This window comes from Gordonia sp. NPDC062954 (assembly GCF_044543825.1).
GTDB lineage: Bacteria > Actinomycetota > Actinomycetes > Mycobacteriales > Mycobacteriaceae > Gordonia > Gordonia tangerina.
In genome coordinates, this window is sequence record NZ_JBITWL010000018.1 from 38830 (window position 1) to 62001 (window position 23172).

General features: G+C 66.1%; 19 protein-coding genes. 11 read left to right on the plus strand and 8 right to left on the minus strand.

The window, feature by feature from the left end; translation table 11 throughout:
• The first annotated feature begins 196 nt into the window (after positions 1–196).
• Positions 197–1024, plus strand: a complete 828-nt coding sequence (locus ACIGKQ_RS16910) for a helix-turn-helix domain-containing protein (protein ID WP_396574554.1) — start codon at positions 197–199, stop codon at positions 1022–1024.
• Here the strand turns inward: ACIGKQ_RS16910 and ACIGKQ_RS16915 are convergent, their stop codons facing one another.
• The 3 genes from ACIGKQ_RS16915 to ACIGKQ_RS16925 all read right to left on the minus strand — a co-directional run bounded on the left by ACIGKQ_RS16915 (position 1025) and on the right by ACIGKQ_RS16925 (position 3278).
• Entirely contained in the window at positions 1025–1960 is a 936-nt protein-coding gene (locus ACIGKQ_RS16915; RefSeq protein WP_396574518.1) for an oxidoreductase, read from the minus strand.
• A gap of 43 nt (positions 1961–2003) precedes the next feature.
• Entirely contained in the window at positions 2004–2393 is a 390-nt protein-coding gene (locus ACIGKQ_RS16920; RefSeq protein ID WP_396574519.1) for a hypothetical protein, read from the minus strand.
• An 87-nt stretch (positions 2394–2480) separates the two neighbouring features.
• A complete protein-coding gene (locus tag ACIGKQ_RS16925; RefSeq protein WP_235722018.1) occupies positions 2481–3278 on the minus strand; it encodes an SDR family oxidoreductase in 798 nt (265 codons plus the stop codon).
• Positions 3279–3485: 207 nt separating this feature from the next.
• On the opposite strand from ACIGKQ_RS16925, the gene ACIGKQ_RS16930 reads away from it, so the two are divergent.
• Entirely contained in the window at positions 3486–4664 is a 1179-nt protein-coding gene (locus ACIGKQ_RS16930; RefSeq protein WP_235721918.1) for a zinc-dependent alcohol dehydrogenase, read from the plus strand.
• A 23-nt stretch (positions 4665–4687) separates the two neighbouring features.
• Here the strand turns inward: ACIGKQ_RS16930 and ACIGKQ_RS16935 are convergent, their stop codons facing one another.
• A complete protein-coding gene (locus ACIGKQ_RS16935; protein ID WP_396574555.1) occupies positions 4688–5455 on the minus strand; it encodes a SigB/SigF/SigG family RNA polymerase sigma factor in 768 nt (255 codons plus the stop codon).
• A gap of 382 nt (positions 5456–5837) precedes the next feature.
• Between ACIGKQ_RS16935 and ACIGKQ_RS16940 the strand changes: the two genes are divergently transcribed.
• On the plus strand, positions 5838–6239 hold the full coding sequence (locus ACIGKQ_RS16940) for an STAS domain-containing protein (RefSeq protein WP_235721917.1): 402 nt from the start codon (positions 5838–5840) through the stop codon (positions 6237–6239).
• A gap of 56 nt (positions 6240–6295) precedes the next feature.
• On the opposite strand, the gene ACIGKQ_RS16945 is transcribed toward ACIGKQ_RS16940, so the two are convergent.
• From ACIGKQ_RS16945 to ACIGKQ_RS16955, 3 genes are all read right to left on the minus strand, one after another.
• The gene (locus ACIGKQ_RS16945) at positions 6296–6736 is read right to left on the minus strand and encodes an anti-sigma factor (RefSeq protein WP_235721916.1); all 441 of its coding nucleotides are present in this window, start codon (positions 6734–6736) and stop codon (positions 6296–6298) included.
• A gap of 123 nt (positions 6737–6859) precedes the next feature.
• Entirely contained in the window at positions 6860–7924 is a 1065-nt protein-coding gene (locus tag ACIGKQ_RS16950) for a hypothetical protein (protein WP_235721915.1), read from the minus strand.
• Between the two features lie 128 nt (positions 7925–8052).
• Positions 8053–8268, minus strand: coding sequence for a hypothetical protein (locus ACIGKQ_RS16955; protein ID WP_396574520.1), 216 nt, complete (start codon positions 8266–8268; stop codon positions 8053–8055).
• A gap of 204 nt (positions 8269–8472) precedes the next feature.
• On the opposite strand from ACIGKQ_RS16955, the gene ACIGKQ_RS16960 reads away from it, so the two are divergent.
• The 3 genes from ACIGKQ_RS16960 (at position 8473) to ACIGKQ_RS16970 (ending at position 12919) form a co-directional block, all read left to right on the plus strand.
• Positions 8473–10608 (plus strand): acyltransferase family protein, encoded by a 2136-nt coding sequence (locus ACIGKQ_RS16960; protein WP_396574521.1) that lies wholly within the window; start codon positions 8473–8475, stop codon positions 10606–10608.
• A 149-nt stretch (positions 10609–10757) separates the two neighbouring features.
• A complete protein-coding gene (locus ACIGKQ_RS16965; protein ID WP_396574522.1) occupies positions 10758–12014 on the plus strand; it encodes an acyltransferase in 1257 nt (418 codons plus the stop codon).
• 137 nt (positions 12015–12151) lie between these two features.
• Positions 12152–12919: a GAF and ANTAR domain-containing protein gene (locus ACIGKQ_RS16970; protein WP_396574523.1), complete on the plus strand. Its 768-nt coding sequence runs from the start codon at positions 12152–12154 to the stop codon at positions 12917–12919.
• Here the strand turns inward: ACIGKQ_RS16970 and ACIGKQ_RS16975 are convergent.
• Positions 12859–13506: a vancomycin high temperature exclusion protein gene (locus tag ACIGKQ_RS16975; protein WP_396574524.1), complete on the minus strand. Its 648-nt coding sequence runs from the start codon at positions 13504–13506 to the stop codon at positions 12859–12861. The two genes, ACIGKQ_RS16970 and ACIGKQ_RS16975, sit on opposite strands and share 61 nt — an antisense overlap.
• 158 nt (positions 13507–13664) lie before the next feature.
• Between ACIGKQ_RS16975 and ACIGKQ_RS16980 the strand changes: the two genes are divergently transcribed.
• The 5 genes from ACIGKQ_RS16980 to ACIGKQ_RS17000 all read left to right on the plus strand — a co-directional run bounded on the left by ACIGKQ_RS16980 (position 13665) and on the right by ACIGKQ_RS17000 (position 23172).
• The gene (locus ACIGKQ_RS16980; protein WP_396574525.1) at positions 13665–15074 is read left to right on the plus strand and encodes a wax ester/triacylglycerol synthase family O-acyltransferase; all 1410 of its coding nucleotides are present in this window, start codon (positions 13665–13667) and stop codon (positions 15072–15074) included.
• Between the two features lie 272 nt (positions 15075–15346).
• Positions 15347–18832: a heterodisulfide reductase-related iron-sulfur binding cluster gene (locus ACIGKQ_RS16985; protein ID WP_287014930.1), complete on the plus strand. Its 3486-nt coding sequence runs from the start codon at positions 15347–15349 to the stop codon at positions 18830–18832.
• A gap of 160 nt (positions 18833–18992) precedes the next feature.
• The gene (locus ACIGKQ_RS16990) at positions 18993–20246 is read left to right on the plus strand and encodes a pyridoxal phosphate-dependent aminotransferase (protein ID WP_235721908.1); all 1254 of its coding nucleotides are present in this window, start codon (positions 18993–18995) and stop codon (positions 20244–20246) included.
• A gap of 240 nt (positions 20247–20486) precedes the next feature.
• Positions 20487–22274 (plus strand): SDR family oxidoreductase, encoded by a 1788-nt coding sequence (locus ACIGKQ_RS16995; RefSeq protein ID WP_396574526.1) that lies wholly within the window; start codon positions 20487–20489, stop codon positions 22272–22274.
• Between the two features lie 4 nt (positions 22275–22278).
• Positions 22279–23172, plus strand: coding sequence for a metal-dependent hydrolase (locus ACIGKQ_RS17000; RefSeq protein WP_235721906.1), 894 nt, complete (start codon positions 22279–22281; stop codon positions 23170–23172).

Below are 23172 nucleotides of genomic sequence, written 5' to 3' on the forward strand. Positions count from 1 at the left end.
TCTCCTGCGTTGTCGGTTCCCGATCGATGCCAGTGCATCGATCGATGGGATCCAGTCCAATCCGAGTCGCCGGTGACAACAAGGACGCACCGATCGGGGGATCGCCGATCCCTGGATGACGGGCTGCCGATAAGCCACAGTGGATGTCGACGATGCGATCGACGAATGACCGCAGGAGAGGGAGCCACCGATGGCGATGGATCGGGCGGGACTCGCCGGGTTTCTCCGCCGCAGGCGCGAGGCCCTGCAACCGGCCGACGTCGGCCTGCCCGTAGGCGCGCGGCGCCGCACCCGCGGACTACGCCGCGAAGAAGTGGCGATGCTGGTCGGAATGTCGACCGACTACTACACCCGCCTCGAACAGCAGCGTGGACCGCATCCGTCCGAACAGATGCTGGCCGCGCTGGCTCGCGCCCTGCATCTCTCGCTGGACGAACGGGATCATCTGTTCGAGCTCGCGGGCCAGCACAGCCCCGTCCGGCGCGCACGGATCGACCACATCGGGCCGGGCATGATGCGGATCGTCGACCGCCTCGCCGACACCCCGGCGATGGTGGTCAACAGCGCCGGGGAGACGCTGTTCCAGACCGGCCCGGCGGCCGCCCTCGTCGGCGACGACATGGCGTTCCAGGGACTCGATCGCAGCATCACATATCGGTGGTTCACCGACCCGGCGACCCGAGAACGTTTCCCGGCCGACGACCACGATCATCACGCTCGCGCACACACCGGGCGTCTGCGCGTGGCGGCAACCCGCGAGGGACCGGACTCGCGCGCCGCCGAGATCGCCGAGGCACTGCTGCCGATCAGTCCGTCCTTCGCCGAATTGTGGCATCGCCACGATGTCGGTACCCGACTCACCGATGAGCGCAAACGGCTGCTGCACCCGGAGCTGGGTGTGATCGAGGTGTTCTGCCAGACGTTGCTCGACCCGGATACGGCGCAGGTGCTGCTCGTGTACACGGCGACCCCGGGAAGCGACGACCACGAGAAGCTGGCGATGCTCAGCGCCGTGAGCGTCTGATCAGAAGGGGTAACGCACTCCGGTCAGCGCTTCGGCGACCTCCCACAGCCGTCGTCCCAGGGCTGGGTCCTGCACACGTGGGCTCGGTCGCACCAGCACCGGTGGCCCGCTGAATTCCATCACACCCGATGGGCCGAAGTACTGTCCGCCGGTGACCTCCGGATCGGTGGCCGCCCGTAGTGACGGCAGAGCGCCGTCAGGTGCCTCCATGATGAAGGTGCTGCGTACCCGATGCAGCGACGGTGTGGTGAACAGCCAGCTCAGCACCCGGCCGGAGTCACGCATGACGCCGCTGTGCGTGGCGCCCGGGTGGGCGGCCACCGAGATCGGAGCGGTGTGACCGGTCGCGGTCAGTCGACGCTGCAACTGGACGGCGAAGACCAGCTGGGCGAACTTCGCTCGCTGATACGCACGCGAGGTGCTGAAGTTCCGGGCCAGGGTCAGATCGTCGAAATCCACCGTGCCGCCCCGGTGGGCGTTGCTGCCCACCGTCACCACCCGACCGGCATCGGCGGCCAGCAGACGTTCGAACAACAGGCCCGTCAGCGCGAAGTGCCCCAGAAAGTTGGTGCCGAAGTCCATCTCGAAACCGTCGGCGGTCAGTTCCCGCCGGCCGGCCATCACGCCGGCGTTGTTGATCAACACGTCCACCACGGGATGGTCGAGCTCGATCTGATGTGCCGCCTTGCGTATCGATCCGAGTTCGCTGAGGTCGGTCTGCACGACGTGCACATTCGCATCCGGAACCGTGGCCAGCACGTCGGACCGTGCGGCGTCTGCGCTGTCGACGTTGCGGCAGGCCATCACAACGCGGGCACCCAGGCGGGCCAGATGTCTGGCGGTCTCCAGGCCGATCCCGGAGTTGGCACCGGTTACCACCGCCACGCGACCGTCCAGCCGCGGCGCGTGAGCCGGTCCCCATCCACTCCTGGCCATGCTCCACCCCTGATATCGACGGATGGTTCACGATACCGAGCCGTCACCGGTTCGAGCGATAGGCCTTGCGTCCGGACAGCTGCACCACGCCGTCATCGTGCGTCGCCACCATGAGACCCTCGACGGTGCGGTCGAGCAGACACCACGCGTATCCGCGGTGCACCAAAGCGACATCACCGAGGAGGTGACCGGTCACCTGCAGTTCCGCACAGTCATCACCCACCGTGCAGACGCATCTCAGCCGACGGGATTCGCCCGAGGACGCGATGACCACGCTGCACATCGCGTCCAGGGCCAGCAGCACGTCCAGGGCGGTACTGTCGGGTACGGCCGAATCGGTGAGTACACCGGAGATCGCATGCCGGACCAAACCGACCTGCTCGGCCACTGCCGGCACCGTGACCTGGACCGAGACATCACCAGTGATTTCCATGGTCGATCAGTTCCACATGTTGGCTTCTGTGATGGACAGTTACACAGCCGTACCCGCTGCTCGGCCACGACAAACGCATCCCGGCGCTCACCCCGGAAGCGTCTCACCGCCGATCGGGGCCAAGACCTCGCCGCTGTAGTACGACGACAGTTGCTCTGCAGCAAAGAACACGTACGACGGCGCGATCTCGTCCGGCTGCGCCGCTCGTCCGTAGGGCACCTGACGGCCGAACTCGCCAACCTGATCGGCGGGCAGAGTCGCCGGAATCAACGGCGTCCACACCGGGCCGGGTGCGACGCAGTTGACCCGGATTCCGCGCTCGAGCAGCGATTGCGCCAGCGAATAGGTCAACGCGGTGACAGCGCCCTTGGTGGCCGAGTAGTCGATGAGTTGCTTGTTGCCACGCAGACCGTTGATCGATCCGGTGTTGATGATGGCCCCGCCGCCTGTGAGGTGCGGAACCGCGGCGCGGATGGTGTGGAAGAAGCTGTCGATGTTCACGTCGAACGTCCGACGCCACTGACTTGGCGTCAGTTCCATGAAATCGTCAACCGGACTCTGGAACGCCACGTTGTTGACGAGCACATCGAGACCCCCCAGTTCGTCGGCGGTCCGGGCGACCACATCGGCGCAGTGCTCCGGATCCGCCAGGTCACCGACAAACGAACGCGCACTACGCCCTTCTGCCTCGATCAGCTCCACGGTATGGCGCGCGTCGTCGGTCTCGGTCAAGTAGGCGATCGCCACGTCGGCCCCTTCCTTCGCGAAGGCCACCGCCACTGCTCGGCCGATCCCCGAATCCCCACCGGTCACCAGGGCAACCTTTCCCGCCAGCAGGTCGCGACCACGATACGCACGCATCTCGTCGTGCGGCTGATCGGGCATCTCCTGCGTTCGACCGGGATACTCGATTGTTTTCTCTGCGTGTGGTTTCTCGCTACTCACGCTTCAACGCTTACCCGCGCCGCGGCGGGCACAAACCGCTGCGACACGTGACCGGGAAGCGTTTACCCCCACCATCTGGTGGGCACTCTCACCACGAACCGACATCGACCGGGCTCCGCAGTGCGGACCGGAGACAGGAGTGACGCGATGCGCGCAGTCACATGGCAGGGCAAGCGAAATGTCAGTGTGGACACCGTTCCCGATCCGAAGATCGAGGAACCCTCCGATGCCATCATCAAGGTCAGCTCGACCAATATCTGCGGCTCCGATCTCCATCTTTACGAGGTCCTGGGCGCGTTCATGAATCCCGGCGACATTCTCGGCCACGAACCCATGGGCATCGTGGAGGAAGTCGGCAGCGATGTCGGCGATCTGAGCGTCGGCGACCGGGTGGTGATCCCATTCCAGATTTCCTGTGGCAGTTGCTATATGTGCTCTCAGGACCTGTACACCCAGTGCGAGACGACGCAGGTGCGTGAACAGGGCAGCGGCGCGGCCCTGTTCGGCTACTCGGAGCTCTACGGATCCGTGCCTGGTGGTCAGGCGGAGTATCTTCGGGTACCTCAGGCGCAGTTCACTCATATCAAGGTGCCCGGCGATGCCCCCGATTCGCGCTACGTCTACCTGTCGGATGTGCTGCCCACCGCCTGGCAGGCAGTCGAGTACGCCGACATCCCGCCGGGTGGGTCGGTCACCGTCCTCGGCCTCGGGCCGATCGGGGACATGGCCGCGCGTATCGCCCAGCACCGCGGAGCACAGGTGTTCGGTGTCGATCGAGTACCGGAACGGTTGGCACGGGCCGAATCTCGTGGCATCACTACGATCGACCTCGATCGGGTCGACGACCTCGGCAGCGAGATCCGCGAGCGCACCCAGGGGCGCGGCACCGATGCCGTCATCGACGCGGTCGGCATGGAAGCCCACGGTTCGCCGGTCAACAAGATGATGCAGCGGATCGTCGGCGCCATGCCCGACGCCGTTGCCGAACCGCTGATGCAGCATGCCGGCCTCGACCGGCTGTCCGCGCTCTACTCCGCGATCGACATCGTCCGTCGCGGTGGGACATTGTCGCTGATCGGCGTGTACGGCGGCACGGCCGACCCGCTACCATTGATGACGTTGTTCGACAAGCAGATACAGATCCGGATGGGCCAGGCGAACGTGAAGAAGTGGGTGCCGTCCATCATGCCATTGCTCGGCGACGACGATCCACTGGGGGTGGATTCCTTTGCGTCACACGAGTTGCCGTTGGAGGATGCGCCGCATGCCTACGACATCTTCCAGCGCAAGGCCGATGGAGCGGTCAAGGTGATCCTCAAGCCCTGATCGTCCCCGGAGGGATCGTCGGCTCACGCCTCGGTCGCTGCCGCGGCGGCTGCCTCGCCATCGGGGTCCGCCGCGGCGCCCTTCGGCGCCATCTCCGCGCGCAGTTGGGTCAACGTGCGCGAAAGCAACCGCGACACATGCATCTGGGAGATCCCCACCTTGGCAGCGATCTCACTTTGGGACATGGAGTGAAAGAACCGCAGCGACAGTATCTCTCGCTCCCGCTCCGGTAGCTTCTCCAGCGCCGGGCGCAGCATCACGAACTCTTCCACCTGGTCGAAGCGCTCGTCCTCCTCACCCAGTGTGTCCCGGATGGAACGACTGTCGTCGTCGCCCTCCGGCTCGGCGTCGATGGACATGGCGTTGTAGGCCGAGCGCGCCATCAGCCCGTCGATGACCTCATCGACCGGCATGTCCAGATGCGCAGCCAGTTCTGTCGGCCGCGGCGACCGACCCAGTTGCTGTACGAGTTCGTCGCTGGCCCGCCCTATGCGCAGCGACGTCTCCTTGGCCCGTCGCGGCACCCGCATCGACCACATGGTGTCGCGGAAGTGCCGCCGAACCTCACCCATCACCGTGGGCACGGCGAAAGACAGGAAGCTGTTGCCCCGATCCGCATCGAACCGATCCACGGCGTTGACCACACCCACACGCGCCACCTGCAACAGGTCCTCGAACGCTTCGCCGCGGTCACTGAAGCGACGGGCGACGTGCTCGGCCAGGGGCAGACATCGCTCGACGATCTGCGCGCGCAGCGCTGCCCGCTGCTCATCATCGGACTGCTCGTGCATGCGCTGCAAAGATCCCGGCACATCGGCGTAATCGTCGTTTGTCGAGCTCCGACGGGGCGCAGATGAACTGTCGTCGAGTGCGTTGCCGACGGTCTCGGACACGGAATCACCTTCCGATTCCGAGTGCACGGCCGACCCCTGTTCGGCCGATGGCGACGACTGCAAGCGAGCCCTCCGATCTGCGTGGCGTTGGGTGTCGACTTTGGCGTATCGACGATTGAGACACTATCGACTACCCCGCGCGAACCGTTTGGAAACACGGGTTGCTGCGCAGACGTCGTCGCCGTACGGTAGACGAAGCGGTTCAGTGAAAAGCTGCAGGCGAACGACCTTGTCGATGCCGGGTCGCTCGCGCTCATCCCGATATGAACGGGCGTGCTCGATGAACCTCGACACTCAAACCACCTTCCAGCCGTCGCACACCGCCGCAGAGTCGCGTCACCGCACTTCAACCGCCGGCCTGCGGGCAGACAATTCCTTTTGTGTGCAACGCTTTTCCGGTGAGATCGACATGGACAGCGCCGCCGACTTCGCGGCAGCGTTGGACCGGGTGATCAGCCGAGACCCCGAATGCGTGGTGCTCGACATGACCGGAATCGGTTTCTTCGGCGCCTCGGGCCTTCCGGTCTTGGCGCGTTTCGCCTCTGATGCAGCTGATCTGCACATCCCGGTGGCCATGGTGTGCCCACGCGTGGTTGCGCGTCCGCTCGAGGCGTGCGGACTGACCGATTTCATCGCCGTGTACGAAACAATGGAGGATGCGGGCAACGCGCTGAGCGCGTAGACACCCGATCATTGATCCGACCAACCCGGCGTCGGCCAAGTTGGTCGGATCAGTGGTCAGGGCGTACGACTCTTGGCCACCCGCACCACGACCTGACGCCGACGCCCGTCCCCCACATAAGCGACGGATTGGGCGTCGGTGACCGTTTCCACCACGCGCCAACCGAATCCGTTGGTGTCGACCTCGAAATCACCCTCCGGCCAGCCGTCGATCTGAACAATCGCTCCGACTGGGCCGGCCGCGACCGCTACCTCGATGCAGCTGCCGGGTTCTGCGGCCGCGATCAGCTGCGAACAGATCTCGTCGACGCCGAGTTTCACATCGGCCACGTCGTCGACGTTCCAGTCGTCGACGAAGAGGGTCCGTTCCACCACCGACCGCACGATAGTCAAGCGATCGGCATCGGCGGCGACCGACAGTTTCACCGGGGCTGCAGCAGCCTCCGTGATCACGTCGATCACAGAGTGCTCGTCGGTGATCCCTCCGAAGTCGGCCACTGGAAATCTCCTCAAACGACGGTCTCGGTGCAATCGAACCATTGTTACCCCTCGACTGTTACCCCTCGGCGGCGGAACCAAAACCTCAACCGCGCGCGTACCGCGGGTCACCACCCGAGGGCGTCACGACTCCTCTCGGCGTCGCTCCCGTTCGTCGGCGCGCTGACGACGGATGCGCTCACGATGCCCGTAGGTGGCCCGCAGGACGTCGTCATAGCTATCCGTACTGGACCCCAGCCCGCCGGCGACCATACCCATCGATGTCGCCAACCACGCCAGATAAGCGTATTCGCGGATTCCGACGTCTTGCCCGAGCGTCTGGCCCATGAAATCCGACTCGATCACCACCAATGCGGCGACGAGCGTCGCGCCGAACAATCCGACGTAGAGCACCATGGCGCTGAATCCGACCGTCCCGATGGTCGCGGTGTTGTACAGCACACGCCGCCACCTGGGCATCACCCCGGCGGTTTCCCAGAGCCGATTGTTGACGATCAGCCAGACCGACGCCATGGCGATCGATAGCACGCTGATCAGGCTCAGACGTACCGGGCTCAGCGCGTTGGCCATCGACCAGATCGACGAGAAGAAGACGCCGAATGACGCCGTCGCCGCTGCTGCTGCGGTCATCCCGGTCAGGGTGGGAATCATCCGCCAGGGTCGATTTCCGCGGATCATTCCGCAGATCAACCGCACCCGGCTCGAGATACCGCGGGCGATCAACAGCTCCGTGTCCCCGTTGTCCTCGCTGCGCCAGCGACCACCCACCGGCCCGGTAGCGTCACGCGGTCCACCGGCCAGCCTTGCGAGGACCGCCTCAATGCACGCGACAAAGGCGCGCGACGGCAACAGGCCCAGTGCCGGCGTACAGATCACCGCCGCCGACCGCGTGTGGTCGAGCTCGACGACCACCACATCGCGCCCTTGCGCGCGCGGCAGTTCGGTCACGAAGATCACCGCATCGGATTCACCTGCTGCTTCTCCGGCCCAGCCCGAATCGAGGTCACCCTGCGGCGACATGTGCAGAGATGTCTGCTCGGTGACCGCGAACTCGCGGTAGGTGACGGCGCTGTCCTCGAGGATTTGATGAATACGCAGATCGGCGTGGTCGACAAGGGCCGCAGGCAAGCCGGGTTCGGTCACGATGCGCAGTCCGTCGGGGCGTCGTGGTGTGGGTGCTTTGTCCATATCGCGAGCGAGCGTACCCACCAGACGCGCTTTCGATACATGCTCTACCGGCGGTGCCGGGCGTCCACATCGGACAGTGAGGTGAACGTGTCGGAATCCGACACGTTCACCTCACTCCAGACCGATGATCAGTCCGGCGGCTCGGCATCGCCGGCCTCGGGACTGTCCGGGTCACCGGTCTCGGAATCGGTGGCGGCCTCGGGGTCGACGGTCGTCTCCTCGGTGGCCGGATTCACCACTTCCTCCTCGAGTCGGTCCACGGTCTCGCGGGCCGAACGCGGGTCCGGCTGCTCTTCGTGACCCTCCGGGACGCCCCCGCCGTTGGTCGATTCCGGGTCGGTCATGTCAGGCCCCTTGCTGTCGGAATCAGATGAGCCCAGAGTCCCCATCGACGGCACCGACGAAACGTTGCGCATAGGCGAAGCCCTCCGGGGTGTGACCGGTTTGTGAGGTTGGTCGCGAATGACGCCGCTGACCACCCACAACAGCCCGGGAGTGTCGCCGCCAAATGCGGGTTCTGGCGGCCGCGCCCCGTAACATCCCTGGCTGTGAGCACGGCCGTCACCCCTACCCGGACCCCCAACGAGGATGCCGCCACCGGCAACACCTCGGGATATCGGCATGACCTCGACGGCCTGCGCGGTGTGGCGATCGCGTTGGTGGCCATCTTCCACGTGTGGTTCGGCCGCGTGTCCGGCGGCGTCGACGTGTTCCTGACCCTGTCGGGCTACTTCTTTGTCGCATCACTGCTCAAACACGTGGTGGCCACCCAGCCGGCGACGGTGTCGTGGCGCCGCGCGATCGACCCGTGGCCGCGGTTGTGGCGGCTGGTGCGCCGACTGCTGCCGGCGCTGCTGGTGGTGTTGATCTTCGTGACCGCGATGATCGCGCTGATCATGCCGAAGACCCGGTGGGGTCCGCTGGGTTCAGAGATCCAGGCCAGCGCGCTGTACTACCAGAACTGGCATCTTGCGTTCGATTCGCAGGACTATCAGGCCGCCGATTCGGCGATCAGCCCATTGCAGCACCTGTGGTCGATGTCGATGCAGGGACAGTTCTTCCTACTGACGCTGCTGAGCGCGCTCGCCTTGGGTGGGGTGTTACGAGCGTTGTCGCGCCGGTTCGACGTGTTCGCGAAACCGTCGGCCATCCGAGCTGTCGTGGGCGGGTCGCTGCTGGCCGTGGCGCTGGTGTCCTTCGCCTGGGCCAACTATCGGCATGGCATCAACCAACCGTTCAACTACTACGACACCGTCGCCCGACTGTGGGAGCCCCTTGCCGGCGGCCTGCTCGCCGTGTGGATTCCGCGGGTACGGATACCGGTGTGGCTGCGCAACGCGCTCGGCATCATCGCGCTGGGGCTGATCGTCACCTGCGGCTGGTGGATCTCCGGCGTGCAGGCCTATCCCGGCGCGATGGCACTGGTGCCGGTGGGCGCCACCCTGCTGCTGATCTGGACCGGTTCGGCGGCCACGTTGCCGGATGCGACCTCGGCGCCGGGGGCGGTCAGCCGCGGCCTGGCCCACCCCCGTCTGGTGTGGCTCGGCTCCATCGCCTACGCCCTCTACCTGTGGCATTGGCCGCTGCTGATCTTCTACTTGAGCTGGCGCTACCAGGACGACGTGAACTGGCTCGAGGGAACCGGCATCCTCGCGGTATCGGTGGTGCTGGCGTGGGCCACCACCCGTTTCATCGAAGCGCCGCTGCGGGCCGGACGCACCAGCGGCATTTCCCGAGGCGTCCAACGCGGCCTGGTCGCGCTGATCGTCATCGCCACCGTTATCGCCGGCACCACCGCCGTCGTCTGGCAGCGCGACGCGGCGAACGCGACGGTCAACACCGAGAATCTCGACCCGCGGCTCTACCCCGGTGCCCGGGCCTTCCTCGACGGCGCGGCGGTGCCGAAGGTCGATCCGCAGCCCAGCCCCGAGGTCGTCGACAAGGACTGGCCGATCACCTCCTACGACTCGGTGATTTCCGGATGGAAGGACCCGTCGATCAAGGTCGGCGTCTACGGCGACCCCAACGCGACCCGAACCATCGCCCTCGTCGGCGGTTCACACGCCGAGTACTGGATCACCGCGCTCGACGCCGTCGGCAAGCAACGCGGCTTCAAGGTGACCACCTACCTCAAGGTGGGTTGCGCGCTCACCACCAGCCACGTCTTCATCTGGTTCGGCCAGAAGTACTACCAGTGCAACGACTGGTCGCGACGCGTGATGGACCGCCTTGCCGTCGACAAACCGGACGTGGTGTTCACCAACTCGACCCGCCCGGTGGAGGGCAAGGGGGCTCGCGGCGACTTCGTCCCACAGGACTACAAGGACATCTTCGCCGAGTTCCGCGACCGCGGTCAGCGGGTAGTCGCCGTGCGCGACAACCCATGGGCGCACGGCAAGCTGACACCACCGGAATGTCTGGCCGAAGGCAAGAAACCCGAGGTGTGCGGGGTTGCGCGCGAAGTGGCGCTCGCCCCCACCGACCCGGCCCAGGCGATCGCGGCCGACTACCCGAACATGAGTTTCCTCGACTACACCGACGCCATGTGCGACCCCACCTACTGTCCGGCGGTGGTCGGCAACATCCTGCTCTGGCATGACTATCACCACCTGTCGGCGACATTCGTGCGCAGTCTCGTCCCCGCGCTCGACGCCGACCTCGGCCCGGCGCTGAAGTGGTGGTGACACGCGACACCACCGACAATGCGATGCAGCCCGCGGGATGGCCGGCGACGACGCCTCAGCCTGCACCCAGGTCGGGTTGCTAACTTGAGCGACGCGATCCGCGCCACGGCGGATCGGCCATCGAACGGTTTTGGGGCCCTGGCACACGCATGACGACCTACACACCACGGCACGACGACGGGGACTCCACGTCCACCGGCGGTGAGTCCGCTCCCACTGACACCAGCGCGGCAGGGGCCGCCGCGACAATCCACCGGGTCGGCAAACGTGCCTACCTCCACCATCTCGATCTCATCCGCGCGACCACATTCTCGCTGGTCATCTTCGTGCATTGCCTGACCCAGACCACCGACGAATTCAACAACCTGCCGGTCAACACCACCTCGTTGCTGCTGCACTTCACCCGCAACACGTTCTTCGCCCTCACCGGTTTCGTGTTGATGTATCAGAACTACGACAAGGCCGACTTCCAAACCACGACGTTCTGGCGGCGCCGCATCAAGTTGGTGATCTTCCCGTACCTCATCTGGTCGGCCATCTACTGGTTGGTGCAGCAGGTGTGGGCGCGCGGCCGAATCGGCGAGCTGGCCGCCGACCCGATCGGCGGTCTCCGCGAGTTCGCCGAGCTCGCGGCCTGGGGGCTGTCGGGCTTCCAGATGTACTTCCTGTTCGTGATGCTGCAGGTGTACCTACTCTTTCCGCTCATCCTGTGGCTGGTGCGGCGTACCGCCGGCCGCCACGCGCTGTTGCTGGGCGCCAGCCTGGCCGTGCAGGTCGCCATCACCATAACGATCACCTGGTGGACGCCCCCGCCGACGGTCGCCGAGTACTGGTGGCATCACTACGCGACCTTCGTGCCGTATCAGTTCTTCATCCTCTACGGCGCGGTGGCCGCGGTGCACCGCGACGCCATCGGCCGGTGGCTGCAGGGCAAGGGGTGGTGGCTGTTCGGTGCGCTGGTCGCGACCGGCACGCTCGCCGTGGGCATCTATCTCGGCGGCGTCTGGTTCGGCGGGCAGCCCGTGCACGACCACGACTCCGCGTTCTTCCCGTGGCTGTTGCCTTTTCTGATCGTGGCCATCACCTGCCTCTACGCGGCGGCCGCACACTGGGGAAAGACGTGGCGCGAGTTCACGCCTCGGTTCGCCCGCGTCGTCGCGTTCGCCTCCAACCGGTCGTTCGGGGTGTTCCTGGCACATGTGCTGGTGTTGTATTTCGTACTGAAACCGCAGTCCGGTGATCAGCCGTGGATTCTGGCCACCCTCGGTCAGCCGTGGGGCACGATCGGCACCTACGTGCTCACCATCGCCGGTTCGCTGCTGTTGATGGAGCTACTGCGTCGCCTGCCCGGTTCGGTGTATCTCACCGGTCGCCCCCGACTGCGCCTGCGACGCACCGCGGCGTGACGCCGACCCGGATTCTGCACTTGGTGTCCCAATGCTCGAAACTCAGTGCAACGCTGCAGAGTCGACGACAAACCGTCGCTTTGAGATACTAGACGGGTTGCGGTTGTCACAACCTTGTTGCGCCGGAGGAAACAGCAATGACCAGTCCGAGATCCGGATACGCGGCGGATCCGACATCCGTCCACGCGCGTATCGCGCGATTGGCGCGTTCCGTGCACGGCTCATCCCCGGGATCTGTTCGGCCAGACGATGTCCTCGAGACGGTCACCAATTCTGCGGTGCAACTGCTGCCGCCGGTTGATCACGCCGGCGCCACGGTCGTCCGCAAGCAGCGACAGCACAAGCGAGCCGACCTGTCGTCGGTCGCGGCAACCGGCGACGTGCCCCGTCTGTTCGACGCGCTGCAGGACGAACACGGTGACGGCCCGTGTTTCGAGGCCGTCTGGACCCAGCAGACCGTCCTCATCTGCGACACCGCCGACGAACCGCGCTGGCCAGACCTGATGCGAACGGTTGCCGAACAGACGCCGGTCCGATCGATTCTGTCGATCCAGCTCTTCGTCACCGACCTCGAACTCGGCGCACTCAACCTGTTCTCCGAAACCGTGGACGGATTCGACGGGAACACCGAGGACATCGCCACCACACTGGCCGCGCACGCCGCGATCGCGCTGAGCGGGGCGCGACGCGGCCAGCAGTTCCGCAGCGCAGTGGCCACTCGCGACATCATCGGCCAGGCCAAGGGCATGCTCATGGAGCGTTATCGGGTCGATGCAGACCGCGCCTTCGACATCCTGCGGCAGCTGTCGCAGGAGTCCAACACCCCGCTCGCGGACTTGGCCACTCAGGTTGTCAGTGTCGAACCGCTGAGGTCTGGCGGACCTGCCGAGAACGCGACGTCCTGAACCGGCAATCCCAGCAACGCATGGGGTCTCGCCAGCAGCAGTTCGCGCAAATGGTTGCGGACGACAGTCCAGGTGGCGCACTCACACCGAGCCGTGACTCCGGTCGCGTCGACCCCATGCGCCCGGCACAGTGCGATGGCGCGGGTGAGGTGGAAGTCCTGGGTGACGATCACCACGGCGCGCAGGCCGAAGTCGTCGTGGACGCGGCGGCAGCTGGCATCGGTGTCCATACCCAGCGGGTCGTCGACGATGACGTCGGCCGGGACACCGCGTGACTTGAGGTCGCGGCGCATCACCGCTGGCTCGTCGCCGGCCGCGGCAGTGCCGTTACCCGAGTTGATGATGCGGCTGACCCGGCCCGATTCGTAGAGTTCGACAGCGGTGTCGAGGCGGCCCTGGACGTAGGAACCGGGTGTACCGTCCTCGACGAGCGACCCCAGAACGAGGGCAGTGGACCCGGCCGGCACGTCGTCGATCTCGAGAACCCTTCCGGCGGAAGCGAAATAGATCCAGGTCCCCGCACTGGTGACGATCAGTTCCACCGCCACCAACCCGATGAGCACCACCCACCGCGCCGCCGACTGCATCGGGGATCACGATACCCGAGCGCAGCCACCGATCCCCGTGACACGAACCCCACCAACTCAAGTGGCCGAAAACGCCCGCGCGGCGTGGACCCGGGCCGATACTGGAACAACGCATTGTCGCGGAGCACCCTGCTCGATGATCCCGGGAGGTCCTAACGATGCCCTACATGCCGGTCACCGAATCGATGTTCCTCATCGCCGAGACCCGGGAACAGCCGATGCATGCGGGTGGACTGCAATTGTTCATCCCGCGCGAGGGGCAGTCGGCGACCGAGCTCGCCGAGGAAATCGTCGAGACGTTTCACTCATGCGCGGACATTCGGCCACTGTTTCGCAAACGCCCGGCGTCACCGGCCGCGCTGCTCGGGACGCTGGCCTGGTCGTACGACGACGAGATCGACGTCGACTATCACGTCCGACGCGCGGTCCTACCCCGTCCGGGCCGGATCCGCGAACTACTGCGCTATGTGTCGCTCAACCACAGCGCGCTGCTCGACCGCACCCGGCCGATGTGGGAACTGCACATCATCGAAGGCCTCGACGATGGCCGGGTGGCGATCTACACCAAGATCCATCACTCACTGGTCGACGGGATCTCCGCACTGCGACTGTTGGAGAACTCGCTGTCGCCGGATCCCAACGACCGCACCGGGACCGCGTGGTGGGACACCGCACTGCTGCGCCGCCGACCGCCCCGCGAGACCACCGGCGCTTCCCTGCGCTCGCGGCTCACCGCCCCGCTCGGTCAGGCGCTGAACCTGACGGGGCAGATCGTGGGCGCCGGTCCGGCCGCAGCGAAGATCGCATGGGCGGGGATCACCGACGACGCCTTCGCGCCGCCGTTCGTGCCCGCACCCAAGACGATCCTCGACGTCCCGATCGGCAGTGCTCGCCGATTCGCCGCCCAACAGTGGCCGCGGCAGCGCCTCGATGCGGTCGGTCAGGCGCTCGACATCACCCTCAATGACGTCGTCGTCACAATGTGCGCCGGCGCGTTGCGCGCCTACCTGATCGACCAGGACGCGCTTCCGGATGACCCGCTGATCGCGGCGATACCGGTCTCGACGCGCACCGACAAGAGCTCCGAGGGCAACGCGGTCACCGCCATCATGGCGAATCTCGCGACCGATCAGCCCGACCCCGAGCGCCGCCTCGCCGCCGTGATCGCCTCCACCCGCAAGGCCAAACAGGTGATTCGCGGGCTCTCACCGCTGCAGGCACTGGCGTTCGGTGCGGCGACATTCGCTCCGCTGGCGCTGGCGCCCATCCCGGGATTCGTTCGATCCACACCGCCGCAGTTCAATGTGCTGATCAGCAATGTGCCCGGTCCGTCGCGGCCGATGTACTGGAATGGTGCGGCCCTCGACGGCTGCTATCCGGTGTCGATCGCGATGCACGGGCAAGCGCTCAACATCACCCTCACCACCACCGCCGATCAAGTGAATTTCGGATTGATCGGCGCTCGCAAGGAACTGCCGAGCCTGCAGCGCATCCTCACCCACCTCGACACCGCGCTCGACGATCTGGAGAAGGTCGCCGGGGTTCGCCCGCTGAGGTCGGTCCCATGAGATCCACCCCATGAGACCCGCATCGCCGCTCCCCTTCCGGTGACGCTTGCCACAAGAAGCGCCACCTACCGCGACCTGACTCGACAGTAAGTTACTCGCGAGTATTATCCAGTGGACCACGGCGGTGGACGCCGAGCGTTAGTTAGGTCAGCCTTGGCAGCGCCGATCCACCGCCAGGAACTACGGTTACCTGTAGTACACGTCGGCCCGCGTGCGCCAAAGCCCTGCGCAGATGGGCCGATGCCGACCCAAAGAAAGGCCGGGACGCGCCCGTGACTTCCACGACGATCGCCATCGGTACCATCACGACCCTCGTCAGTCTCGTCTGCTGGGCGATCTTCTTCCAGGGCGTCGGGAAGATGGTCCGCACCATCAGCCACGGCCAGAAGATCGACTCAGCGCGAATCTTCCCGATCCTGCCGCGTATCAAGACGGTCGTCGTCGAGTTCGCTGCGCACACCAGGATGGCGAAGTTCCGAACCGTCGGTTGGGCGCACTGGCTGGTGATGGTGGGCTTCCTACTCGGCTTCATCTTCGTCTTCGAGGCCTACGGGCAGGCCTTCGATCCGCACTTCCACTGGCCGTGGCTGGGCACCTGGGGCCCCTACGTGCTGGCCGAGGAGGTCCTGGGCTGGGCCACTGTCATCGGCGGTGTCGCACTGGTGATCGTGCGCCAGCTCAACCACCCCCGTGTCCCGGAGCGCCTGTCGCGGTTCTCGGGCTCGAATTTCGGTGCCGCCTATTTCGTCGAAGCAGTCGTCATCATCGAGGGCCTGGGCATGCTCGGGGTGAAGTTCTTCAAGATCGCCTCGGGCATCGAGCACGCCCCGATCTGGGCGTCACCGACGCTGCACTACCTGGCGATGCCTTTCGAGGGCGCGCCCGAGTGGACCGTCTCGGCGATGGCCGTGATCAAACTGCTCTCGGCGATGATCTGGCTGGCCGTGGTCGGGCGCAACATCAACTGGGGTGTGGCCTGGCACCGGTTCGCGGCGTTCGTCAACATCTACTTCAAGCGTGAGGCCGACGGGGGCGTCGCTCTGGGCGCGCTCAAGCCGATGATGAGCCAGGGCAAGGTCCTCGACATGGAGACCGCCGACCCCGACGTCGACGCGTTCGGTGCCGGCAAGATCGAGGACTTCTCCTGGAAGGGCTGGCTGGACTTCACCACCTGCACCGAGTGTGGCCGATGCCAGAGTCAGTGCCCGGCATGGAACACCGGTAAGCCGCTGTCGCCGAAGCTGCTGATCATGTCGCTGCGCGACCACGGCTACGCCAAGGCGCCCTACCTGCTCGCGGGCGGCAAGCAGGACATGGCCGGCGACGAGGTGGGACTGGTCGACGCCGACGGCAACGTCGATGAAGCCAAGCTCAACGCGATTCCCGAGGAAGCCCGCGCCGAGGCAGCGCGCAAGCTGGTCGGCGAATCGCACGGCGCGCTGGGCGGCGGCAACGGCATCGAGGCCGCCGACGGCGAGTTCGATCCGGCCGCCCTCGGTGCCGTCATCGACACCGAGACCCTGTGGAGCTGCACCACCTGCGGTGCCTGCGTGGAGCAGTGCCCGGTCGACATCGAACACGTCGACCACATCCTGGACATGCGTCGCTATCAGGTGCTGATCGAGTCGGACTTCCCGACCGAGCTCGCCGGCATGTTCAAGAACCTGGAGAACAAGGGCAACCCGTGGGGCCAGAACGCCTCGGCGCGCACCAACTGGATCTCCGAGATGGACATCGAGATCCCGGTCTTCGGCCAGGACGTGGAAACCTTCGAAGGCTTCGAGTACCTGTTCTGGGTCGGTTGCGCCGGCGCATACGAGGATCGCGCGAAGAAGACCACCAAGGCCGTCGCCGAGCTGCTCGACGTCGCGGCCGTCAACTTCCTGGTGCTCGGCGAGGGCGAGACCTGTACCGGCGACTCCGCACGCCGCGCGGGCAACGAGTTCCTGTTCCAGATGCTCGCCCAGCAGAACATCGAGATGCTCGGCGAGGTGTTCGCCACCGCGCCGCAGCAGCGCAAGAAGATCGTCGTCACCTGTGCGCACTGCTTCAACGCGCTGGGCAACGAGTACCCGCAGCTCGGCGCGAAGTACGAGGTCGTACACCACACGCAGCTGCTCAACAAACTGGTCCGGGAGAAGCGCCTGGTGCCGGTCGCCCCGCTCGGCGAGGGCGTCACCTACCACGACCCCTGCTACCTGGGCCGCCACAACAAGGTCTACGACGCCCCGCGTGAGCTGATGGCCGCATCCGGCTCGAACCTCACCGAGATGCCGCGGCACGGCGAACGGTCCATGTGCTGCGGTGCCGGTGGCGCCCGCATGTGGATGGAAGAGCAGATCGGCAAGCGCATCAACATCGACCGGGTCGACGAGGCGCTCGATACTCTCGGCACGCCGAACGGGGATGCGCCGCAGAAGGTTGCCACCGGCTGCCCGTTCTGCCGCGTGATGCTCACCGACGGCGTGACCGCCCGCACGGCGAATACCGAGCAAGAAGGCAAGATCGAGGTCGTCGACGTGGCCCAGCTGCTGCTGGAGTCGGTCAAGCGCGGCGCCCCCGAGGTCAAGCGTGGCGGACGGTACCTCGGTCCCGCATCGGTGCCGACCACCGAACCCGAGCCCGCAGCAGCGCAGGAATCCGAACCGGAGCCGGCTGCGGCTGCGACGGCGGCGGGGGCAACCGCGACGGCCACCGAGGCCAAGCCGAAACCGAAGGTCGGCCTGGGCATGAAGGGCGGCAAGAAGCCGGGGGCGTCGGCGAAGGCCACGGCGCCGGCCGAGGCCAAGCCTGCCGATTCCGCACCAGCCGAAAGCAAGCCCGCCGAGAGCAAGCCTGCCGAGAAGAAGCCCGCTGCCAAGGGCTTCGGCATGGGCGCCAAAGCCAAGAAGCCCGGTACGGCCAAGGCCGACGCCGGGTCCGCAGCACCCGCGCCCGCCGAGGCCGAGTCGTCGGCGGCAGTCGAATCCACCGCGGCGGCCACCTCCGCCGACAACCCGCCGGTGGAGAAGAAGCCGGCCGCCAAGGGCTTCGGCATGGGTAAGGCCAAGCGCCCGGGTGCGGCGTCGAACGCCGCGGCCCCGGCCGCGGGGGTGACCGCGCCGGCGGAGAACAAGGTGGCCGAAGCGGAATCGGCGCCCGAGGCAGCAGCCACGGCCGACACCGAGACCGCCGCGACCTCCGGCGGCGCAGCCACTGAGGCAAAGGCGGGGAAGGCCAAGGGCTTCGGCATGGCCGCCGGCAAGAAGCGTCCCGGTGGCGCCGGCAAGGCCGCCGCGCCGGACGCGTCGGCGGCACCGGCGGGGACCGCGGCACCGGCTGAGGCGTCCGCTCCGGCGGAGACCGCCGGGGCTCCTGCCGATGGCGGGGCCGCAGCAGCCGAGGATGCATCCGCGACGACCTCCGCAGCTGCTGCCACGGAAGCGAAGCCCGGCAAGGCCAAGGGCTTCGGCATGGCGGCGGGCAAGAAGCGTCCCGGCGGCATCGGCAAGGCGGCACCGGCCGCAGCCGCACCGTCTCCCGAGACAGCAGAGCCCGCGACACCGGAGCCCGCGAGCGAACCGGAGCCGACCCAACCCGCACCCCCGGCGGAACCGGAGACGGCCGAAACCCCAGCCGACACCGAAGCCGATTCGCCTGCCGAGGAATCGGCCCCGTCGCCGAACGGGTCGTCGGACAAGACGATCGCCGAGACCGGCGCATCCAAGGCCAAGGGATTCGGCATCGCCGCGGGCAAGAAGCGGCCCGGCCACTCCTAGTCATCGGGTCGCCACCCTTATTCGCCAACACCACCTTGGAACCGAACCAAGGTGGTGTTGGCGTTTCGGGGTATCTGTTGTGACACCGTGAGCTCGCCGCGTCGTCGTGGTCACGGTGTCGCGGAAAACCCGTTTGCGCTGGACTGTCACAATTGAACTCGTGAGTAGACCGCATGTATCCCACCTGAACCAGAACCTCAAGCCGCTCGAGCAGTCCCAGAAGCTGCAGAACGTGTGCTACGAGATCAGAGGTCCGGTTCACGCGAACGCGGCGCGGCTCGAGTCCGAGGGACACCGGATTCTCAAGCTCAACATCGGCAATCCGGCGCTGTTCGGGTTCGAGGCCCCCGACGTGATCATGCGCGACATGATCCATGCGCTGCCCTACTCCCAGGGCTATTCGGAGTCCGCGGGGGTGCTGTCGGCGCGCCGCGCCGTGGTCACCCGCTACGAACTCCTCCCCGAGTTCCCCTACTTCGACGTCGACGACGTCATCCTCGGCAACGGGGTGTCCGAGCTCATCACCATGACGATGCAGGCTTTGCTCAACGACGGCGACGAGGTGTTGATCCCGGCGCCAGACTATCCGCTGTGGACGGCGATGACGTCACTGTCGGGTGGTCGGCCGGTGCACTACCGCTGCGACGAGGACAACGGCTGGAACCCCGACGTCGCCGACATCGCTTCCAAGATCACCGATCGCACCAAGGCGATCGTGATCATCAACCCGAACAACCCGACCGGCGCGGTCTACTCCCGCGAGGTACTGGAGCAACTCGTCGAACTCGCCCGGCAGCACTCGCTGCTGATCATGGCCGACGAGATCTACGACAAGATCCTCTACGACGACGCCGAGCACATCAACGTCGCCTCGCTGGCGCCGGATCTGTTGTGCCTGACCTTCAACGGATTGTCCAAGGCCTACCGGGTGTGCGGATACCGCGCCGGCTGGCTGGTACTGACCGGCCCCAAGGACCATGCGCGCGGCTTCATCGAAGGGCTCGGCATCCTCGCGTCGACCCGCCTGTGCTCCAATGTCCCCGGCCAGCACGCCATCCAGGTGGCCCTCGGCGGCTACCAGAGCATCGACGCACTCGTCGCACCGGGCGGACGCCTGTTCGAGCAACGCAACGTGACCTGGGAGAAGCTCAACAATATCCCCGGTGTCAGCTGCGTGAAACCGATGGGCGCGCTCTATGCCTTCCCGAAACTCGACCCCAACGTGCACGAGATCCACAACGACGAGCTGTTCGTCCAGGACCTGCTGTTGCAGGAGAAGATCCTGGTGGTGCAGGGCACCGGTTTCAACCTCACCGACCACAACCACTTCCGGATCGTCACTCTGCCGTGGGCGCGTGACCTCGACGAGGCGATCGATCGGATCGGCAATTTCCTGTCGTCGTACCGACAGTGACCGCCAAACCGCTGGTCGATCTCGATACGCCACTCACTTCGTTCGCGGCTACTCGATCCACGCAGTAACTACCAAACCGCTGGTCGAGTAACCGCCGAGCCGCTAGGCGAGGTGGTGTATCGAGACCAGTCCTCACCCGACGCCCCTTCACTGTGACTCCTTGTCACAGACAACTCTGGACGTATTGCTGTGACGCTTGGTAACGTCTAGCACCATTCGATCGTCTCGAAGGGGAGTCGCATGGTCGATTGGCGTATACAGCGAGTCAACAACGACGGCGTGTCATTGGCCGTCTTCGAGGTGGCAGGGTCGGCCACCACCGACGACGACGGGCACCGGCCGACGGTGCTGCTCGTACATGGCTGGCCCGACACCCACCATCTGTGGACACATGTCGCACCGGCGTTGGCCGCCGACAACCACGTCGTCGCCTATGACTGCCGCGGGTTCGGCCAGAGCGACCGACCCGACGGAGACGCCGCCTACCGGCTCGAGGCGCTCGCCGACGACCTGTTCGCAGTCGCCGACGCTGTGAGCCCCGATCGGCCCGTCCATGTGATCGGCCACGACTGGGGGTCGGTGCAGGCGTGGGAGGCGGTCACCCGGCCCGGCGCGGAAGACCGGATCGCGTCCTTCGTCTCGGTATCGGGACCCAACCTCGATCAGCTCGGCACGTGGGCCCGGCAGAAACTACGGCGACCCACTCCGCGCAACCTGGGTCACGCCGCGGCGCAGGTGGGTTCGTCGGCGTACACCGTGTTCTTCCAGCTGCCGGTGCTACCGCGGATGTTCTTCGGTGTCGCCGGTTCTGCGGCGGTGTGGCGCGAGTTCCTGCACCGGGTGGAGGGCACCCCACGCGACCGGGTGATCGTGGGTGACACCCTGCGACAGGACATGGTCTCAGGGCTTCGGCTGTACCGCGCCAACATTCGCGCCAAGCTGATCGATCCGCGGACCCGATCGACCCTGGTCCCGACCCTCGAATTGGTCAACGAACGCGACATCGCCTTGCGACCGGCAATCTTCGATGACACCTACCAGTACGCGCAGCGCTTGTGGCGCCGCTCTACCCCAACCGGTCACTGGCTGCCCTACACCAACCCAGACCATCTGGTGCGCAGCGCATCCGACTTCATCGCAACGCAGGCCGCGCGGTCGACGCCCGACATCGCCGCCCGGATGGACCGCACCCGCGTGTTCGGTGCACCGCATGCGTTGTCGGGGAAGCTGGCCGTGATCACCGGAGCCGGCAGCGGCATCGGGCGCGAGACCGCGTTCGCTTTGGCCGAGCAGGGATGTGAGTTGGTCGTCGCCGACATCGACCTCACCAGGGCCGACGAGACGGCCCGTCAGAGCAAGGCACTGGGCGCGCAGGCCACGGCCTACGAGGTCGACGTCGCCGATGTCGAGGCGGTGACCGAGTTCGCCACGCGAGTGCGCGATCGACACGGAACCCCCGACCTCGTCGTCAACAATGCCGGGATCGGACTGGCCGGAGGCGCGTTGGCCGCCACCGACGATCAGGTCGACCGACTACTCGACGTGAATCTGCGCGGGGTCATCTCCGGCAGCAGGGCGTTCGGCCGGCAGATGGTGGAACGCGGGATCGGCGGGCACATCGTCAACGTGGCGTCGGCGGCGGCCTTCACCCCGCAGCGCTCCCTGGGGTTGTATGCCGCTTCCAAGGCGGGTGTGCTGCTGTTCTCGGAATCGTTGCGCGCCGAGCTCGGCGAGCATCGGATCGGGGTGTCGGCGATCTGCCCCGGCATCGTGGACACCAACATCGTCGGCGCCACCCCGATCGCGGGCCTGCAGGCCGATGATGAGGACGCCGAACGGCGACGCCTCGACGGCCTGTACCGTCGCCGGGGATTCACACCCGACCGCGTCGCCCGCGCCATCGTCGACGCGATCGTGCACAACAAGGCCGTCGTGCCGGTCACCCCGGAAGCCGCGATCGGTTATTGCATCTATCGATTCGCGCCGTGGCTGTCGCGGATCGCCGCGCGCCGGAAAGTGACGGGGTAGCCCCATGATCGGCCAACCGCTCGATGTCGACAGCTCCGATCCCGGGCCGGTCGAGTTGCATGCCCGCAACGTGACCTTCGACTGGACCGAGACCCCGCTGCACTGGATACCCGGCCACCCGGTCGCATCGAACTTCATCAGCGTGCTCAATCTGATGCTGCCGGAGGGCGAACGATGGTTCGTGCAGACCTACAACGAGGCGCTGCCCCTGGTCGCCGACGACGAGCTCGCGGCGTCGATGCGCGGATTCATCGGCCAGGAGGCCATGCACGCCGAAGCCCACGACCATGTGCTGTGGGAATTCCTGGACATCCACGGCATCGACCCCCGGCCATATCAGCGGCAGATGGAATGGATCTTCCGCAAAGTGTTGGGTCCCATGGACTCCGGAACACCAGTTGCCCGGCGCAAGCACCTGATCGAACGCCTCTGGCTGATCGCGGCGCTCGAGCACTACACCGCCATCCTCGGGGATTTCGCCCTCAACAACACCTGGGTGGAGACAGGTGCCGACCCCGCAATGACCGACCTGTTCACCTGGCATGGCGCCGAAGAAGTGGAGCACCGTGCGGTGGCCCACGATGTGGCGGTCCATTTCGGTGACAGTTATCTCCGCCGCGGCCGCGCGATGCTGGTGGTGCTACCCATCCTGCTCGTGCTGATCCATCGAGGGTTCGGATTCATCATGAAGCAGGATTGCACGGTGCACTACAACTTCTTTCAGCGCCAGTACCATTACTACCGCGGGGTGCGTGCCGGTGTGCTGCCGAAGATGCGCAAGATCGTGTGGGCCACCTTCAGCTACTTCCGCCCCGGTTTCCATCCCAACGAGATCGGCAGCACCGCGCAGGCGGTGGCCTACCTCGCGGCATCACCGGCAGCGCGCAACGCAAGGTGA

What these genes read in the sequence shown, in the direction of transcription:
- ACIGKQ_RS16950 (WP_235721915.1), bottom strand. Translation starts at nt 7,924, where the DNA reads ATGGACAAAGCACCCACACCACGACGCCCCGACGGACTGCGCATCGTG.
- ACIGKQ_RS16965 (WP_396574522.1), top strand. Translation starts at nt 10,758, where the DNA reads ATGACGACCTACACACCACGGCACGACGACGGGGACTCCACGTCCACC.
- ACIGKQ_RS16975 (WP_396574524.1), bottom strand. Translation starts at nt 13,506, where the DNA reads ATGCAGTCGGCGGCGCGGTGGGTGGTGCTCATCGGGTTGGTGGCGGTG.
- ACIGKQ_RS16915 (WP_396574518.1), bottom strand. Translation starts at nt 1,960, where the DNA reads ATGGCCAGGAGTGGATGGGGACCGGCTCACGCGCCGCGGCTGGACGGT.
- ACIGKQ_RS16940 (WP_235721917.1), top strand. Translation starts at nt 5,838, where the DNA reads ATGAACCTCGACACTCAAACCACCTTCCAGCCGTCGCACACCGCCGCA.
- ACIGKQ_RS16980 (WP_396574525.1), top strand. Translation starts at nt 13,665, where the DNA reads ATGCCCTACATGCCGGTCACCGAATCGATGTTCCTCATCGCCGAGACC.
- ACIGKQ_RS16930 (WP_235721918.1), top strand. Translation starts at nt 3,486, where the DNA reads ATGCGCGCAGTCACATGGCAGGGCAAGCGAAATGTCAGTGTGGACACC.
- ACIGKQ_RS16920 (WP_396574519.1), bottom strand. Translation starts at nt 2,393, where the DNA reads ATGGAAATCACTGGTGATGTCTCGGTCCAGGTCACGGTGCCGGCAGTG.
- ACIGKQ_RS16925 (WP_235722018.1), bottom strand. Translation starts at nt 3,278, where the DNA reads ATGCCCGATCAGCCGCACGACGAGATGCGTGCGTATCGTGGTCGCGAC.
- ACIGKQ_RS16995 (WP_396574526.1), top strand. Translation starts at nt 20,487, where the DNA reads ATGGTCGATTGGCGTATACAGCGAGTCAACAACGACGGCGTGTCATTG.
- ACIGKQ_RS16935 (WP_396574555.1), bottom strand. Translation starts at nt 5,455, where the DNA reads ATGCACGAGCAGTCCGATGATGAGCAGCGGGCAGCGCTGCGCGCGCAG.
- ACIGKQ_RS16910 (WP_396574554.1), top strand. Translation starts at nt 197, where the DNA reads ATGGATCGGGCGGGACTCGCCGGGTTTCTCCGCCGCAGGCGCGAGGCC.
- ACIGKQ_RS16970 (WP_396574523.1), top strand. Translation starts at nt 12,152, where the DNA reads ATGACCAGTCCGAGATCCGGATACGCGGCGGATCCGACATCCGTCCAC.
- ACIGKQ_RS17000 (WP_235721906.1), top strand. Translation starts at nt 22,279, where the DNA reads ATGATCGGCCAACCGCTCGATGTCGACAGCTCCGATCCCGGGCCGGTC.
- ACIGKQ_RS16955 (WP_396574520.1), bottom strand. Translation starts at nt 8,268, where the DNA reads ATGACCGACCCGGAATCGACCAACGGCGGGGGCGTCCCGGAGGGTCAC.